At 68.7% G+C, this 14780-nt stretch carries 13 protein-coding genes; 9 read left to right on the forward strand and 4 right to left on the reverse strand.

Features of this window, described 5'->3' with window-relative positions:
* Together AWC16_RS03205 and AWC16_RS03210 are read right to left on the reverse strand one after the other, a co-directional pair.
* Positions 1-549 (reverse strand): hypothetical protein, encoded by a 549-nt coding sequence (locus AWC16_RS03205; RefSeq protein ID WP_085263347.1) that lies wholly within the window; start codon positions 547-549, stop codon positions 1-3.
* A 9-nt stretch (positions 550-558) separates the two neighbouring features.
* Positions 559-1566, reverse strand: a complete 1008-nt coding sequence (locus AWC16_RS03210; RefSeq protein ID WP_234812106.1) for a M23 family metallopeptidase — start codon at positions 1564-1566, stop codon at positions 559-561.
* Between the two features lie 288 nt (positions 1567-1854).
* Here AWC16_RS03210 and sucC point away from each other — a divergent pair, with 288 nt between their 5' ends.
* The 3 genes from sucC (at position 1855) to AWC16_RS03225 (ending at position 5558) form a co-directional block, all read left to right on the forward strand.
* Positions 1855-3030, forward strand: a complete 1176-nt coding sequence (sucC, locus tag AWC16_RS03215) for an ADP-forming succinate--CoA ligase subunit beta (RefSeq protein ID WP_085263349.1) — start codon at positions 1855-1857, stop codon at positions 3028-3030.
* Positions 3031-3033: 3 nt separating this feature from the next.
* A complete protein-coding gene (gene sucD / locus AWC16_RS03220; protein WP_085263350.1) occupies positions 3034-3936 on the forward strand; it encodes a succinate--CoA ligase subunit alpha in 903 nt (300 codons plus the stop codon).
* 89 nt (positions 3937-4025) lie between these two features.
* A complete protein-coding gene (locus tag AWC16_RS03225) occupies positions 4026-5558 on the forward strand; it encodes an acetyl-CoA acetyltransferase (RefSeq protein ID WP_085263351.1) in 1533 nt (510 codons plus the stop codon).
* Here the strand turns inward: AWC16_RS03225 and AWC16_RS03230 are convergent.
* Positions 5555-6403: an LLM class F420-dependent oxidoreductase gene (locus tag AWC16_RS03230; protein WP_085263352.1), complete on the reverse strand. Its 849-nt coding sequence runs from the start codon at positions 6401-6403 to the stop codon at positions 5555-5557. The two genes, AWC16_RS03225 and AWC16_RS03230, sit on opposite strands and share 4 nt — an antisense overlap.
* Positions 6404-6560: 157 nt before the next feature.
* Here AWC16_RS03230 and AWC16_RS03235 point away from each other — a divergent pair, with 157 nt between their 5' ends.
* The 6 genes from AWC16_RS03235 to AWC16_RS03260 all read left to right on the forward strand — a co-directional run bounded on the left by AWC16_RS03235 (position 6561) and on the right by AWC16_RS03260 (position 13700).
* Positions 6561-7481 (forward strand): DUF5336 domain-containing protein, encoded by a 921-nt coding sequence (locus AWC16_RS03235; protein WP_085263353.1) that lies wholly within the window; start codon positions 6561-6563, stop codon positions 7479-7481.
* Between the two features lie 48 nt (positions 7482-7529).
* Complete coding sequence (locus AWC16_RS03240) at positions 7530-8966, forward strand: cell division protein PerM (RefSeq protein ID WP_085263421.1); 1437 nt, start codon at positions 7530-7532, stop codon at positions 8964-8966.
* Positions 8966-9640 (forward strand): phosphoribosylglycinamide formyltransferase, encoded by a 675-nt coding sequence (gene purN, locus AWC16_RS03245; protein WP_085263354.1) that lies wholly within the window; start codon positions 8966-8968, stop codon positions 9638-9640. Before AWC16_RS03240 ends, purN begins: the two co-directional genes overlap by 1 nt.
* Positions 9637-11202, forward strand: coding sequence for a bifunctional phosphoribosylaminoimidazolecarboxamide formyltransferase/IMP cyclohydrolase (purH, locus tag AWC16_RS03250; RefSeq protein WP_085263355.1), 1566 nt, complete (start codon positions 9637-9639; stop codon positions 11200-11202). The genes purN and purH overlap by 4 nt, the downstream gene beginning before the upstream one ends.
* Before the next feature lie 131 nt (positions 11203-11333).
* A complete protein-coding gene (locus AWC16_RS03255) occupies positions 11334-13109 on the forward strand; it encodes an N-acyl-D-amino-acid deacylase family protein (RefSeq protein WP_085263356.1) in 1776 nt (591 codons plus the stop codon).
* Between the two features lie 3 nt (positions 13110-13112).
* Positions 13113-13700, forward strand: coding sequence for a TetR/AcrR family transcriptional regulator (locus AWC16_RS03260; RefSeq protein ID WP_085263357.1), 588 nt, complete (start codon positions 13113-13115; stop codon positions 13698-13700).
* Positions 13701-13703: 3 nt separating this feature from the next.
* Here the strand turns inward: AWC16_RS03260 and AWC16_RS03265 are convergent, their stop codons facing one another.
* A complete protein-coding gene (locus tag AWC16_RS03265) occupies positions 13704-14741 on the reverse strand; it encodes an alpha/beta hydrolase (RefSeq protein ID WP_085263358.1) in 1038 nt (345 codons plus the stop codon).
* Positions 14742-14780: the final 39 nt, after the last annotated feature.

The following is a 14780-nucleotide window of genomic DNA, read 5'->3' on the forward strand; positions in this document are numbered from 1 at the left end:
TCAGGCGCCGAGCAGCCAGCGCCTGGTGGACGGGTGCAGCACCGCCACGACGGTGGCAACCTGGATGACCGGGATGGCGTGCACGATCCACGGAACCCTGGCACCTGCCAGGAACAGGCTGCCGTAGGTCAACAGGGCGATCACCGCACCCACCACCACCAGATAGCGGCCGAGCGGGCGTCGCAGCAGCAGCATGATCACCCCGGACACCGTCGTTCCCGCGAACACCAGGGTCAAAAAGCCGACCGCGACGCAGAACAGCCGGTCGGTGTGCCACCAGGCGGCCATCAGATCGGTGGACACCACGGAGGTGGCCCAGCACCCGACCAGCGCGAACACGCAGGCGCTGATCGCCATGCCGGCCGATGGGAGCCACGCCGGCCTCGGACGCGGCGCGTCGAAGGGCTGGATTGCCGGAGGTACCCGCTGAACGCCGGTGACGATCGGAATGGCGCCGGTGGGCGCCCGGCGGATGATGCGGCTGGCCGGACCGGTGCCGGACGGGCTAGACGGATTAGCGCCGGTGAACGGATGGTGGCGGTCGGTCACCCATCCAGGTTAGGCGAAATTGATCCCGCGCTTGGCCAGCCAGGAACTCGGATCGATTCGGTTGGTGCCGTTCTGCAGCACCTCGAAGTGCAGGTGCGGGCCGGTGGAGTACCCGCGATTGCCCATCTCGGCGATCTGGTCGCCCGCCATCACGCGCTCACCCACGCTGACCAGCGTCCGGTTGACGTGGCCGTAGAGCGTGACGGTGCCGTCGGAGTGGCGCAGCTTGACCAGCATGCCGTAGCCGGCGCTGGGGCCCGACTCGATCACCACGCCGTCGGAGGCCGCCAGGATCGGGGTGCCGATGGCGTTGGCGATGTCGACGCCGGCGTGCAGCACACCCCAGCGGTAACCGAAGCCCGAGGTGAACGCGCCCTGGGTCGGTGCGACGAACAGCGGGCGCTGCAGCCGTGCCTCGCGCTCGGCGCGTTCCTGGGCGAACGCCACACCCTTGGCCAGCTCCTCGTTGTGCACGACGACGTTGGCCGCGGCCTTGACCGTGATCATCTGCATGCCGTGGCTGGACGTGGTCGTGGTGCCGTCGTTCAGCGTGGTCTTGCTGGCTGCCAGCACGGCGGGCCGGGAGACGGTGTCCTCCGAGGGATGAGTGGCGGCGTGCGCGGCGGCTGCGGCGGCACCGGCGGCCATCGCGGCGACCATGACGCGGCTCTTGACTGCGCTGGTCGGCTGGCTGCGGTGTCTGCCTCCGCGGGCCGGCAGCTGGGTCGCCTCGCGCGGGCGGTAGACACGCTGGTCGGAGTAGCCGCCGCGGGGGAAGGCCAGCTGCAGCACCGGCATGTTGTCGGTGTCGGTCATGTCGTCCAGCTCCGGGGCCAGCAGCACGTCGGACGCGTCGTCGAAGGCGCTGTCGCGGTATGGGGCCGCCGCGAGCCGACCGAACTCGTTGAACGGGATGATGTCGGTGACCTCAGCGGGGCCGGGTGTCGAAGACCGGGCGGCAGCTGCTGCGGTTCCGTTCCGGCGACGAGGGCTCGCCCCACCGGGAATCGGACGCATAGGTGCACCGTGCTGCATCAGCCTGGAAGTTCCTCTGGTCGTGATCAGAACGTTATAAAGACCTGGACCTGGTGACGGTAACCAGTTCCACCACGGCCTGGCAAGTAATCCGTCAAATCAGTCCATTAATGTGAACCGAATCACGTTTTCCTGACGGTGAGATGTGCCACAGCGGTGGTACGCGAGGAGGGAACCTCGCGGCCGGCTCGATACAGTGCCTCGGGAGCTAAATCTCTCGCAATCCGACAGTGCCGGCCCGCCGGCGACCCGTAATAAGACAGTGAGCCCATGGATCTTTTCGAGTATCAGGCGAAGGAGCTGTTCGCCAAGCACAACGTGCCCACCACGCCCGGCCGGGTGACCACCTCAGCCGAGGACGCCAAGGCCATCGCCACCGAGATCGGGCGGCCGGTCATGGTGAAGGCGCAGGTCAAGGTCGGCGGCCGCGGCAAGGCCGGTGGCGTCAAGTACGCCGCCACCCCGGACGACGCGTTCACCCACGCGCAGAACATTCTCGGCCTGGACATCAAGGGCCACATCGTCAAGAAGCTGCTGGTAGCCGAGGCGAGTGACATCGCCGAGGAGTACTACATCTCCTTCCTGCTCGACCGCTCCAACCGCACCTACCTGGCCATGTGCTCGGTCGAGGGCGGCATGGAGATCGAAGAGGTCGCCGCCACCAAGCCGGAGCGGCTGGCCAAGGTGCCCGTCGACGCGGTGAAGGGTGTCGACCTGGCGTTCGCCCGCTCGATCGCCGAACAGGGCCACCTGCCGGCCGAGGTGCTCGACGCCGCCGCGGTGACCATCCAGAAGCTGTGGGAGGTCTTCGTCGCCGAAGACGCCACCCTGGTGGAGGTCAACCCGCTGGTGCGCACCCCCGACGACCAGATCCTGGCGCTGGACGGCAAGGTCACCCTGGACGGTAACGCCGAGTTCCGTCAGCCCGGCCACGCCGAGTTCGCCGACATCGACGCCACCGACCCGCTGGAGCTCAAGGCCAAGCAGCACGACCTGAACTACGTCAAGCTCGACGGCGAGGTCGGCATCATCGGCAACGGCGCCGGTCTGGTCATGTCCACGCTGGACGTCACCGCCTACGCCGGTGAGAAGCACGGCGGCGTGAAGCCGGCCAACTTCCTCGACATCGGCGGCGGCGCCTCCGCCGAGGTGATGGCCGCCGGCCTGGACGTCATCCTGGGCGACAAGCAGGTCAAGAGCGTCTTCGTCAACGTGTTCGGTGGCATCACCGCGTGCGACGCGGTGGCCAACGGCATCGTGGCGGCCCTGAAGATCCTCGGGGACACCGCCACCAAGCCGCTGGTGGTGCGGCTCGACGGCAACAACGTCGAGGAGGGCCGGCAGATCCTGGCCGATGCCAACCACCCGCTGGTGACCGTCGTCGCCACCATGGACGAGGCCGCCGACAAGGCCGCCGAGCTCGCGAACGCCGGAAAGGACGCCTAAACCATGTCGATCTTTGTCAACAAGGACAGCAAGGTCATCGTCCAGGGCATCACCGGCAGCGAGGCCACCATCCACACCGCCCGCATGTTGCGGGCCGGCACCAAGATCGTCGGCGGGGTCAACGCCCGCAAGGCTGGCACCACCGTCACCCACGAGGACAAGGGTGGCCGGATGATCAAGCTGCCGGTGTTCGGCGGTGTGGCCGAGGCCATGGAGAAGACCGGCGCCGACGTGTCGATCGCGTTCGTGCCGCCGAAGTTCGCCAAGGACGCGATGATCGAGGCGATCGACGCCGAGATCCCGCTGCTGGTCGTCATCACCGAGGGCATCCCGGTGCAGGACAGCGCGTACGCGTGGGCCTACAACGTGGAGAAGGGCAACAAGACCCGCATCATCGGGCCGAACTGTCCGGGCATCATCACCCCCGGCGAATGCCTGGTCGGGATCACCCCGGCCACCATCAGCGGCTCCGGCCCGATCGGCCTGGTGTCCAAGTCCGGCACGCTGACCTACCAGATGATGTACGAGCTGCGGGACTTCGGTTTCTCCTCCGCGATCGGCATCGGCGGCGACCCGGTGATCGGCACCACCCACATCGACGCCATCGAGGCGTTCGAGAAGGACCCCGACACCAAGATCATCGTGATGATCGGTGAGATCGGCGGCGACGCCGAGGAGCGGGCCGCCGACTACATCAAGGCCAACGTCACCAAGCCGGTGGTCGGCTACGTCGCCGGGTTCACCGCCCCGGAGGGCAAGACCATGGGCCACGCCGGCGCCATCGTGTCGGGCTCGTCGGGCACCGCGGCCGCCAAGCAGGAGGCACTGGAGGCCGCCGGGGTGAAGGTCGGCAAGACGCCGTCGGCAACCGCGGCGCTGGCCCGGCAGATCCTCGAGAGCCTGTAGCTGTTTCTTGGCGCGAGCAGACGTGAAAGCCCCCATTTCAGCGTGAAATAGGGGCCTTCGCGTCTGCTCGCCGTAAATGAGGTGAGCACATGACCATCGACCCGCGTACTCCTGTCATCGTCGGCGCCGGGCAGGCCGCCGAACGTATCGACGACGCCGACTACCGCGCGATGTCGCCGGTGGAGCTGGCCGCCGCCGCGGCGCAGGCGGCCTTGGCGGACTGCGGGGCGAACGCCGACCGGGTCGCCTCGGCCATCGACGCCATAGTGACCACCCGGCAGTTCGAGAACTCGATCCCGAACGCGCCTGCGCCGCTGGGCAAGTCGAACAACTTCCCGCGGTCCGTCGCGCGTCTGCTGGGCGCGGACCCGGCCCGGGCGGTGCTGGACAAGGTCGGCGGTCAGGGGCCGCAGAAGCTGCTCACCGAGTTCGCCGGTGAGATCGTGGCCGGCACCGCCGACGTGGTGCTGCTGTGCGGATCCGACGCGACCTCGACGCTGCGGCACTTCGCCAAGGCCGACAACAAACCGGATTTCGCCGAGACCGTCGACGGGCAGCTCGAAGACCGCGGCTTCGGTCTGGAGGAGTTCGTCGAGCGCTACACCGTGATCCACGGGCTGACCGGTGCGCCGGTGCAGTACGGCCTGCTGGAGAACGCCCGGCGTGCCCGGCTGGGCCTGGGTACCGCCGACTATCTGCAGGCCATGGGGGAGCTGTTCGCCCCGATGACCAAGATCGCCGCGAAGAACCCGTTCTCGGCCTCCCCGGTTGAGCGCTCGGTCGACGAGCTGACCACGATCAGCGCCGACAACCGGATGATCTGCGATCCCTACCCGCGACTGCTGGTGGCGCGTGACCAGGTCAACCAGGGCGCCGCGGTGCTGCTGATGTCGGTGGAAGCCGCCCGGCGCCTGGGTGTGCCCGAAGACCGCTGGGTGTACTTGCACGGGCACGCCGACCTGCGTGCTCAGCGCCTGCTGGAGCGCCCGGACCTGGGCGCCTACCCGGCCGCCGTCACGGCCACCACCGCGGCGCTGGAGATGGCCGGGATCGGCTTCGACGACGTCGCGGCGATGGATCTCTACAGCTGCTTCCCGGTGCCGGTGTTCAACATCTGCGATGCCTTCGGTCTGGTGGGCGACGACCCGCGCGGCCTGACGCTGACCGGCGGACTGCCGTTCTTCGGCGGCGCCGGCAACAACTACTCCACGCACGCCATCGCCGAGGCCGTGGCGTCGGCCCGAAGTGTCCCAGGGCAATTCACGTTCGTCGGCGCCAACGGCGGCTTGATGAGCAAGTACGCGGTCGGGGTGTACTCGGCGACTCCGGCGCCGTGGACGCCGGATCGCAGCGCCGAACTTCAGGTGGAACTCGACGCTGCGCCCAAAGTGGCTGTCACCGAGAGCGCCGAGGGTCCGGCCACCGTCGAGACCTACAGCGTCCGTTACGACTGGGACACCCGGACCGGGATCATCATCGGCCGGCTGGACGCCGACGGAACCCGGTTCCTGGCGACCACCGAAGACGAGGACCTGGTGGCGCTGCTGTCCGACGGTGAGCCGCTGGGCACACCCGTCACGGTGCGGGCGCTGGACTACGGCAACCGCTGCTCGCTGCTCTAGGCGAGCGCCGAAAGCTTGCCGGCCAGCCGTTCCACGTAAGCGGCCACCTCGGCCTCGGGCTTGTCCGGCAACCCGAACAGCACTTCGGTCACGCCCAGCTCGGCCCAGTGCGCCAGCTTCTCCGGCACCGGCTTGAAGTCGAGGGCCACGATTTGGGGTGCGCCGTCGCGGCCCGCGGCCGCCCAGGTGTCCTGCAGCAGCTTCACCGGCGCGTCGATGTCGAAGTCGCGCGGCGTGGTGATCCAGCCGTCGGCGCTGCGGGCGATCCACTTGAAATTCTTCTCGGTCCCGGCCGCGCCGACCAGCACCGGAATGTGCGACTGCGCCGGCTTGGGCCAGGCCCAGCTGGGACCGAAGTTCACGAATTCACCTTCGTAGGACGCTTCTTCCTGCGTCCACAGCGCCCGCATCGCCTCCAGGTACTCCCGCAGCATGGTGCGCCGCCGACCGGGAGGTACGCCGTGGTCGGCCAGTTCATCGGTGTTCCAACCGAACCCGACACCGAGGCTCACCCGGCCTCCGGACAGGTGATCCAGCGTGGCGATCGATTTCGCCAGCGTGATCGGATCATGCTCGACCGGCAGCGCCACCGCCGTCGACAGCCGCACCCGCGAGGTCACCGCGCATGCCGCCCCGAGGCTGACCCACGGGTCCAGGGTGCGCATATAGCGGTCGTCGGGCAGCGATTCGTCCCCGGTGGTCGGGTGGGCGGCTTGCCGCTTCACCGGAATGTGCGTGTGCTCCGGCACATAGAACGTGGTGAAGCCATGGTCGTCGGCGAGTTTGGCGGCGGCCGCCGGGTTGATTCCACGGTCACTGGTGAACAGCACGAGCCCGTAATCCATATTCGTGATTAGAACGTGTTCCTGTTCGGCGGGCAACCGGGGGGTCCCCTGTCGCGCAGTGTTGACCCACCGGGTAGCCGTGCGAGTGCGCTAGCGTGGATGGTCGAACCGCGCCGCACCGCCGACAAGCACCTTGCCCACAAGCACAGGAGAGGTCATGACCTACTCGCCCGGGACTCCCGGCTTCCAGCCTTCCCAGCCGTCAGGCTCCTACGGACCATCCACCCCGTCGTTCGCCAAAACGGGCGGTGATGCCGAAAGCAAGTTGCCGTTGTACCTGCAGATCGCGGTGGCGGTGCTGGGGCTGGGCGTCTACCTGGCGAACTTCGGCCCGATCGTGACCATCACCGACGTCGACTACCCGCTGGTCCTCGGCGACGCCGGCCACACGGTTCCGCTCGCGGTGCTGGCGGCACTGCTGGCCGGGGCGGGCCTGCTGCCCAAGGCGAAGCGCTACACGCCGGTGGTCGCTGCGATCGCGGCGCTGGGCGCCCTACTGGCGATCTCGACCGTCGCCGATGCCGGCAGCGACTACTCGATCGGCTGGGGGCTGTGGCTGATCTTGACCTTCAGCATCCTGCAGGCCGTCGCCGCGGTCGGCTCGCTGCTGCTGGAGGCCGGTGTCATCACCCCACCGGCTCCGCGCCCGAAGTACGACCCTTACGCCCAGTACGGGCTGCCGCCGGGGGGCAACTACTACGGTCAGCCGGGTCAGCAGGGCTACGGCGCTCAGGGCCAACAGGCTCCGCAGCAGTCCGGATACCCGTCCTACGGCGGCGGCTACCCGTCGGCCCCGTACAGCGGAGGCTTCGGTGTACAGCAGGCTCCCGCATCCTCGTCAACGGGAGGCTTCACCGCCCCCGGCGCTCAGCAGGCCCAGGCCGCGCCGCAGGGGCCGCCCACCCCGCCGACCGGTTTCCCCACCTTCAGCCCGCCGGCGCCCGGCGGGACCGGTACTTCTTCGACGGGTGGCCAGGGTTCGACGGGTGGCCAGGGCACATCCGGTCAGGGACAGACCTCGACGGGCGGCCAGCAGTCGCAGGGCGGCTCCGCCCCGTCGGGGCCGGCGCAGCCCTAACCCGCGCCCGCTCCTCGCCGAGTTGAACGTGCTCGCGGCGTGACATCGGTGGCCGGCGGCAGACCAGGCTCGAACCCGACCCGCGACCTGGTACGGGTTGCATTCGGCCCGTCCATCGTGGCGTTGACGGTGATCGCGGCGGTGACGCTGCTGCAGTTGCTGATCGCCAACAGCGACATGACCGGGGCGTCGGGTGCCATCGCCAGCATGTGGCTGGGCGTGCACCAAGTGCCGATCTCCATCGGCGGCCGCGATCTGGGTGTGCTGCCACTGCTCCCGGTGTTGCTGATGGTGGCCGGAACCGCGCGAACCACGGCCCAGGCCACCGCGCGCGGCGCCTCCTGGTTCGTGATCCGCTGGATCGTGGCGTCGGCCCTGGGCGGCCCGTTGTTGATCGCGGCGATCTCCCTGGCGGTCATCCACGACGCGGCGTCGGTCATCACCGAACTGCAGACCCCGCACGCGCTGGGCGCGTTCGCGCACGTACTCGTGGTGCACGCGATCGGCGCGGGTATCGGGCTGTGGACGCGGGTGGGCCCGCGCGTGCTGGCCGAGACGTCGCTGCCGGAGTGGCTGGCGGACTCGGTGCGGGCGGCGATCACCGGCATGCTGGCGCTGTTCGGCCTGGCCGGCGCGGCGACGGTGATCTCCCTGGTCTGGCACTGGGGGACCATGCACGAGCTCTACGCGGTCACCGATTCGCTGTTCGGGCAGTTCAGCCTCACGTTGCTGGCGGTGTTGTACCTGCCCAACGTTCTCCTCGGCGCCACAGCCATGGCGGTCGGCTCGAGTGCGCACATCGGCCCCGCGCTGTTCAGTGCGTTCACGGTGCTCGGCGGCGACATCCCGGCGCTGCCGATCCTGGCCGCGGCGCCCACCCCGCCGTTGGGTCCGGCATGGGTGGCGCTCTTGATCATCGGCGCGGCCTCGGGTGTGGCGGTCGGCCAGCAGTGCGCCCGCCGACCCCTGCCACTGGTTCCGGCGCTGGCCAAGGTCACGGCCGCCGCGTTCATCGCCGCGGTGTCGATGGCACTGCTCGGCTTCGCCGGTGGCGGACGGCTGGGCAACTTCGGTGACGTCGGGGTGGACCAGTTGACCTTCGGCCCGGCGGTGTTCGGTTGGCTCGCCGGGATCGGTGCGCTGACGGTGGTGATGATCGGCGGGGTGCGACCGGGTGCTGTCACCGGGCCGCAACGGGTGTTGCCGCCGGCCCCGGACAGGCCGGTGGACCCCGAACCCGTCCCGGTGCCGGCTTCGGTTGTCGATCCCGAGGATCCCGGCGGACCGGGCGAACTGTTCGAGCCCGACGAGCTGTTCGAAGCGGACTTCGAATCCGGGGGCAGCGAGCTGAGTTGGACGCCCGACCCCGAACCGCACCCGACGTTCGGATCGCACGCGCCGACCGAGCCGCCCGGGCCGCTGGAAGATCCCGAGGATCTGATGTTCACCGACGACGACGGGTTCGACCGCCCTGGCCCGGCTTGATGACGGCGCCCCGTTGCGCTGAGGGCGACCCATTAGGCTCAGTCACCGTGCAACCGATCCACGTAGCCCCCAGCGCCCCCGCCCGGCTGGTGGTGCTGGCTTCGGGGACGGGGTCGCTGCTGGAGGCGTTGCTGGCCGCGGCGGTGGGCGACTACCCCGCCCGGGTGGTGGCCGTCGGCACCGACCGGAACTGCCGCGCGGTGGAGATCGCCCGCTCGGCGGGCTTGCCGGTGTTCACCGTCGCGCTGTCCGACTACCCCGACCGGGCGGCCTGGGATCTCGCGCTGGCGGAGGCCACCGCGGCGCACACCCCCGATCTGGTGGTCTCGGCCGGTTTCATGAAGATCCTGGGATCGCACTTCCTCACCCGGTTTCTGGGACGCACCGTCAACACCCACCCGGCGCTGCTGCCGGCCTTCCCGGGCGCGCATGCCGTGCCCGAGGCCCTGGCCTACGGCGTGAAGGTCACCGGCTGCACCGTGCATCTGGTGGACGCCGGCACCGACACGGGCCCGGTGCTGGCGCAGGAACCGGTCGCCGTGCTCGACAGCGACGACGAATACACCCTGCATGAACGCATCAAGACAGTGGAGCGCAAGCTCCTGGTGGACGTACTGGCCGCACTGGCGACTGGCGGCGTGACCTGGACCGGACGAAAGGCAACCATAGGATGACCGACGGCAAGCGACCGATTCGGCGGGCATTGATCAGCGTCTACGACAAGACCGGACTGGTCGACCTGGCGGCCGGCCTGCATGCCGCCGGCGTGGACATCGTGTCCACCGGATCGACCGCCAAGACGATTGCGGCCAAAGGCATTCCGGTGACACCGGTAGAGCAGGTGACCGGTTTCCCGGAGGTGCTCGACGGCCGGGTCAAGACCCTGCACCCGCGGGTGCATGCCGGGCTGCTGGCCGACCTGCGCAAGCCCGAGCACGCGGCTGCGCTCGATGAACTGGACATCGCGGCCTTCGAGCTGGTGGTGGTCAACCTGTACCCGTTCAGCGAGACCGTGGATTCCGGCGCCGGTATCGACGAATGCGTCGAGCAGATCGACATCGGCGGGCCCTCGATGATCCGGGCCGCCGCCAAGAACCACCCCAGTGTCGCCGTGGTGGTCGACCCGCTCGGGTACGACGGGGTGCTGGCCGCGGTCAACGCCGGCGGGTTCACCCTTGCGGACCGGAAACGACTGGCGGCACTGGCATTTCGGCACACCGCCGAATACGACGTCGCCGTTGCCGGCTGGATGTCGTCGACCTTGGCGCCCGAGGAGCCGCCGCAGGCGCTGCCGGAATGGTACGGGCGCACCTACCGCCGCGCGGCGCAGCTGCGCTACGGCGAGAACCCGCACCAGCAGGCCGCTCTCTACTGTGACGGCGGGGCGTGGCCGGGCTTGGCTCAGGCCGAGCAGCTGCACGGAAAAGAGATGTCCTACAACAACTTCACCGATGCCGACGCCGCCTGGCGCGCGGCCTTCGACCACGAAGAGATCTGCGTGGCCATCATCAAGCACGCCAACCCGTGCGGAATCGCGATCTCGGCGACGTCGGTGGCCGACGCTCACCGCAAGGCCCACGAGTGCGATCCCTTGAGTGCGTTCGGCGGGGTGATCGCGGCCAACACCGAGGTCAGTGTGGAGATGGCGGAGTACGTCAGCACCATTTTCACCGAGGTCATCGTCGCGCCGGCCTACGAGCCGGGCGCCGTCGAGATCTTGTCGCGCAAGAAGAACATCCGGGTGCTGCTGGCCTCCGAACCGCTGCGCGGCGGCACCGAGTGGCGACAGATCAGCGGCGGGCTGCTGATGCAGAGCCGCGACGGCCTCGACGCGCCGGGCGACAACCCGGCGAACTGGACGCTGGCCACCGGGGAGCCGGCCGACCCGGCCACGCTGGCCGACCTGGTCTTCGCCTGGCGAGCCTGTCGCGCGGTCAAGTCCAACGCGATCGTCGTGGCGGCCGACGGCGCCACCATCGGCGTGGGGATGGGCCAGGTCAACCGGGTGGACGCGGCCCGATTGGCGGTGGAACGCGGTGGCGAGCGGGTGGCCGGCGCGGTCGCCGCCTCGGATGCGTTCTTCCCGTTCCCCGACGGGCTGCAGACGCTCACCGCGGCCGGTGTGAGGGCGATCGTGCACCCCGGGGGTTCGGTGCGCGACGACGAGGTGACCGCAGCGGCCGCCGAGGCCGGGATCACCCTGTATCTCACCGGGGCTCGGCACTTCGCGCACTGATCTTGTATGCCGAGTGTCGGGTTGTGTCACGCGAAGGCGCCGAAAGCGTGCATCAACTCGACGTTCGACCCCTTGACATTTAGGTTGTAAGCGCTCACTATCTAACTCAACCTTCGGAGTTGGGAGACGTCGTGGCCTATGACCTGATCATCCGCAACGGACTGTGGTTCGACGGCCTGGGCAACGCCCCGCAGGTCCGCACCCTGGGCATCCGAGACGGTGTCGTCGCCGACATCGTGTCGGGAGAGCTGGATGAAACCGCCTGCCCCGACGTGATCGACGCGGCCGGCAAGTGGGTGGTTCCGGGCTTCATCGACGTGCACACCCACTACGACGCCGAGGTGCTGCTGGACCCGGGGCTGCGGGAATCGGTGCGCCACGGCGTCACCACGGTACTGCTGGGCAACTGCTCGCTGTCGACGGTGTACGCCGACACCGAGGACGCCGCCGACCTGTTCAGCCGGGTGGAGGCGGTGCCGCGCAAGTTCGTGCTGGAAGCGTTGCAGGCCAAGAAGACCTGGTCTACGCCCGCCGAGTACGTGCGTGCCCTTGAGGAGCTGCCGCTGGGGCCCAATGTCAGCTCCATGCTTGGTCATTCGGATCTGCGGACCGCGGTGCTCGGCCTGGATCGCGCCACCACGGACGGCGTCGTCCCGACCGAAGCCGAACTGGAGAAGATGGCCACGCTGCTCGACGAGGGGCTGCAGGCCGGGCTGCTGGGCATGTCCGGGATGGACGCACCCATCGACAAGCTCGACGGTGACCGCTTCCGGTCCCGGGCACTGCCGTCGACGTTCGCCACCTGGCGTGAGCGGCGCCGGCTGATCAAGGTGTTGCGCAAGCGGGGCCGGATGCTGCAGAGCGCGCCCGACGTCCGTAACCCGTTGACGGCATTGAACTTCTTCCTGACCAGCAGCGGCATGTTCGGCCGGCGCCGCGGGGTGCGGATGAGCCTGCTGGTCTCCGCCGACGCCAAGTCGGCGCCGGGCGCGGTGCGGGTTTTCGGTCCGGGCGCCCGGTTGCTCAACGCTGTGCTCGGCTCATCGGTTCGGTTCCAGCACCTGCCGGTGCCGTTCGAGTTGTATTCCGACGGAATCGATCTGCCGGTGTTCGAGGAGTTCGGCGCGGGCACCGCCGCACTGCATCTGCGCGACGAGTTGGAGCGCAACACGTTGCTGGCCGACACCGAGTACCGCCGCCGGTTCCGCAAGGCCTTCGACCGCAGGAAGTTGGGTCCGAGCCTGTGGCACCGCGACTTCCACGACGCGGTGATCGTCGAATGCCCGGATGCCAGCCTGATCGGCAAGAGCTTCGGGCAGATCGCGGACGAGCGAGGCCTGCACCCGCTGGACGCGTTCCTGGATGTGTTGGTGGACAACGGCGAACGCAACGTGCGCTGGACCACCATCGTCGCCAACCACCGGCCCAAGCAGCTGGACAAGCTGGCCAACGAGCCGGTGATCCACATGGGGTTCTCCGATGCCGGCGCACACCTGCGCAATATGGCCTTCTACAACTTCTCGCTGCGTTTGCTCAAGCGAGTTCGCGACGCCGAGGCAGCCGGCCGGCCGTTCATGACCGTCCAGCGGGCGGTGTATCGCCTGACCTCCGAAGTCGCCGACTGGTTCGGCTTCGACGCCGGCACCCTGCGCCAAGGCGACCGCGCGGACTTCGTGGTGATCGACCCGGCGGGCCTGACCGACGCCGTGGACGGCTACCACGAGGAGAAGGTGCCGTTCTACGGCGACCTCAGCCGGATGGTCAACCGCAACGACGACGCCGTGGTGGCTACCGGGGTGGGCGGAGCGGTGGTGTTCCGCAACGGGCAGTTCTGCGACGGCTACGGCACGACGGTGAAATCCGGCAACTTCCTGCGCGCCGGATCCCGTGAGCTGCAATCGGTGTAAGGCATGGCCAGGACCCAGCAGGAGCGCCGCGAGACCACCGTCGCCGGATTGCTCGACGCCAGCATCGCCACCATCGCCGAGATCGGGTACGCGCGGGCATCGGCAAAGGTGATCGCCGCGCGCGCCGGGGTCTCCGACGGGGCATTGTTCCGCCACTTCGGCACCATGGGCGACTTCATGGCGGCCACCGCCCAGGAGGTGCTGCGACGTCAGCTGGAGCGGTTCGGCAAGCAGGTCGCCGAGATCTCGGCGGAGGTGCCGGCACTGGAAGCGGTGTTGACCGTGCTGCGGGACCTGACCGCCAACTCCACCAACGCCGTGGTCTACGAGCTGCTGATCGCCGCGCGCACCGACGACAAGCTGCGGGCTGCCCTGCAGGACGTGCTCGCCGACTACAGCGCCAAGATCTGCGATGCCGCCCGGGCGATTCCCGCCGCGGACACGTTTCCGCCGGAACTCTTCCCGAATCTGGTTGCGCTGCTCACCAACACCTTCGACGGTGCGGCGATTGTGCGTGCCGTGCTGCCGCAACCGGAGATCGAAGCCAACCGGATTCCGCTGCTGCTGGCGCTACTTCAAGATCGAGCTTGAGCGTCAGGCGATCTCGTCGGTGACGGCCGTCGAGCCGGCGTCGGCAGGTGCGTCTGTCATGGCGTAGTCGATGAAGTCGGCGATCTCGTCGACCGCACGACGGGCATCCGGGTTGACATCGAAGGTCAACTGGAACATGTGCAACGCCCGGTCCCAGACCTGGACCCAGTTCTCCACCCCGGCAGCACTGAGTTTGTCGGCCAGCACGAAGGTGTCGTTGCGCAGCATCTCGTTGTTGCCGACCTGCAGCAGGAACGGGCCCAGCCCACGCAGCTCTGCTTCCGGGGGCATCACCGGCAGCTCGCGGGTGCCGTTCACGGTGGCGAACACCCGATAGATGAACATGAACGCCATGAACGGGAAGAACGGATCGCGGTGGGTGCGCGCGGCCTGTCGTTTGATCTCCATGTCCGACGATGTCAGCGGCGACATCAACACGTGACCGGCGGGCGGCGGCAGCCCGGCGTCACGGGCCGCCAGCGCGGTGTTCACCGCCATCAGTCCGCCGGCCGAATCGCCGGCCACCACAATGCGATCCGTGGTGAACCCGGCGTCCAGCACGTACTGGTAGGCGCACAGGCCGTCGGAGACGGCCTCTTCGATGCCGGCCAGCGGTGCCAAGCGGTAGCCCACGTTGAACACCTTCGCCCCGGTGGCTGCTGACAGCTTGCTGGCGAAGCGGCGGTGTGAATTGAGGCCCAGCGTCACCAGTGCCGAGCCGTGGAAGTAGACGATCACCCGGTCTGAATCGCGGGCGGCGGGGGCCACCACCCACTCCGCCGGACAGTCGGTCAGCCGCCGCGGTGTCACCTCGGTGCCCGGCAGCGCCCGGAGGTAGCGCATCGGTAGGTCGATGAGGTCGAGACGTGCCCGCTGCAATCCCGCGGGCCAGATCCGGTTGACGACCATGCCGATGATCGTCAGCACGGCGATCGAGGTACGCAGGAAGATCGCCGCCAGCACGGCCAGCAGCCGAGCCTGCCAGGACGCCGGGCCGAAGTACGTCTGAGCCGGTCGTTCACGCCATTCCGGTGAATTCACGATACCCAGGGTATCGGGTATCGGGTGGCCGGATAAGCC

Source organism: Mycolicibacter longobardus, from assembly GCF_002102265.1.
GTDB lineage: Bacteria > Actinomycetota > Actinomycetes > Mycobacteriales > Mycobacteriaceae > Mycobacterium > Mycobacterium longobardum.

Bases quoted from the DNA above. Each gene is read 5' to 3' on its own strand.
- AWC16_RS03225 (WP_085263351.1), top strand. From the start codon at position 4,026: ATGACCATCGACCCGCGTACTCCTGTCATCGTCGGCGCCGGGCAGGCC.
- purH (WP_085263355.1), top strand. From the start codon at position 9,637: ATGACCGACGGCAAGCGACCGATTCGGCGGGCATTGATCAGCGTCTAC.
- sucC (WP_085263349.1), top strand. From the start codon at position 1,855: ATGGATCTTTTCGAGTATCAGGCGAAGGAGCTGTTCGCCAAGCACAAC.
- purN (WP_085263354.1), top strand. From the start codon at position 8,966: ATGACGGCGCCCCGTTGCGCTGAGGGCGACCCATTAGGCTCAGTCACC.
- sucD (WP_085263350.1), top strand. From the start codon at position 3,034: ATGTCGATCTTTGTCAACAAGGACAGCAAGGTCATCGTCCAGGGCATC.
- AWC16_RS03210 (WP_234812106.1), bottom strand. From the start codon at position 1,566: ATGCGTCCGATTCCCGGTGGGGCGAGCCCTCGTCGCCGGAACGGAACC.
- AWC16_RS03260 (WP_085263357.1), top strand. From the start codon at position 13,113: ATGGCCAGGACCCAGCAGGAGCGCCGCGAGACCACCGTCGCCGGATTG.
- AWC16_RS03230 (WP_085263352.1), bottom strand. From the start codon at position 6,403: ATGGATTACGGGCTCGTGCTGTTCACCAGTGACCGTGGAATCAACCCG.
- AWC16_RS03235 (WP_085263353.1), top strand. From the start codon at position 6,561: ATGACCTACTCGCCCGGGACTCCCGGCTTCCAGCCTTCCCAGCCGTCA.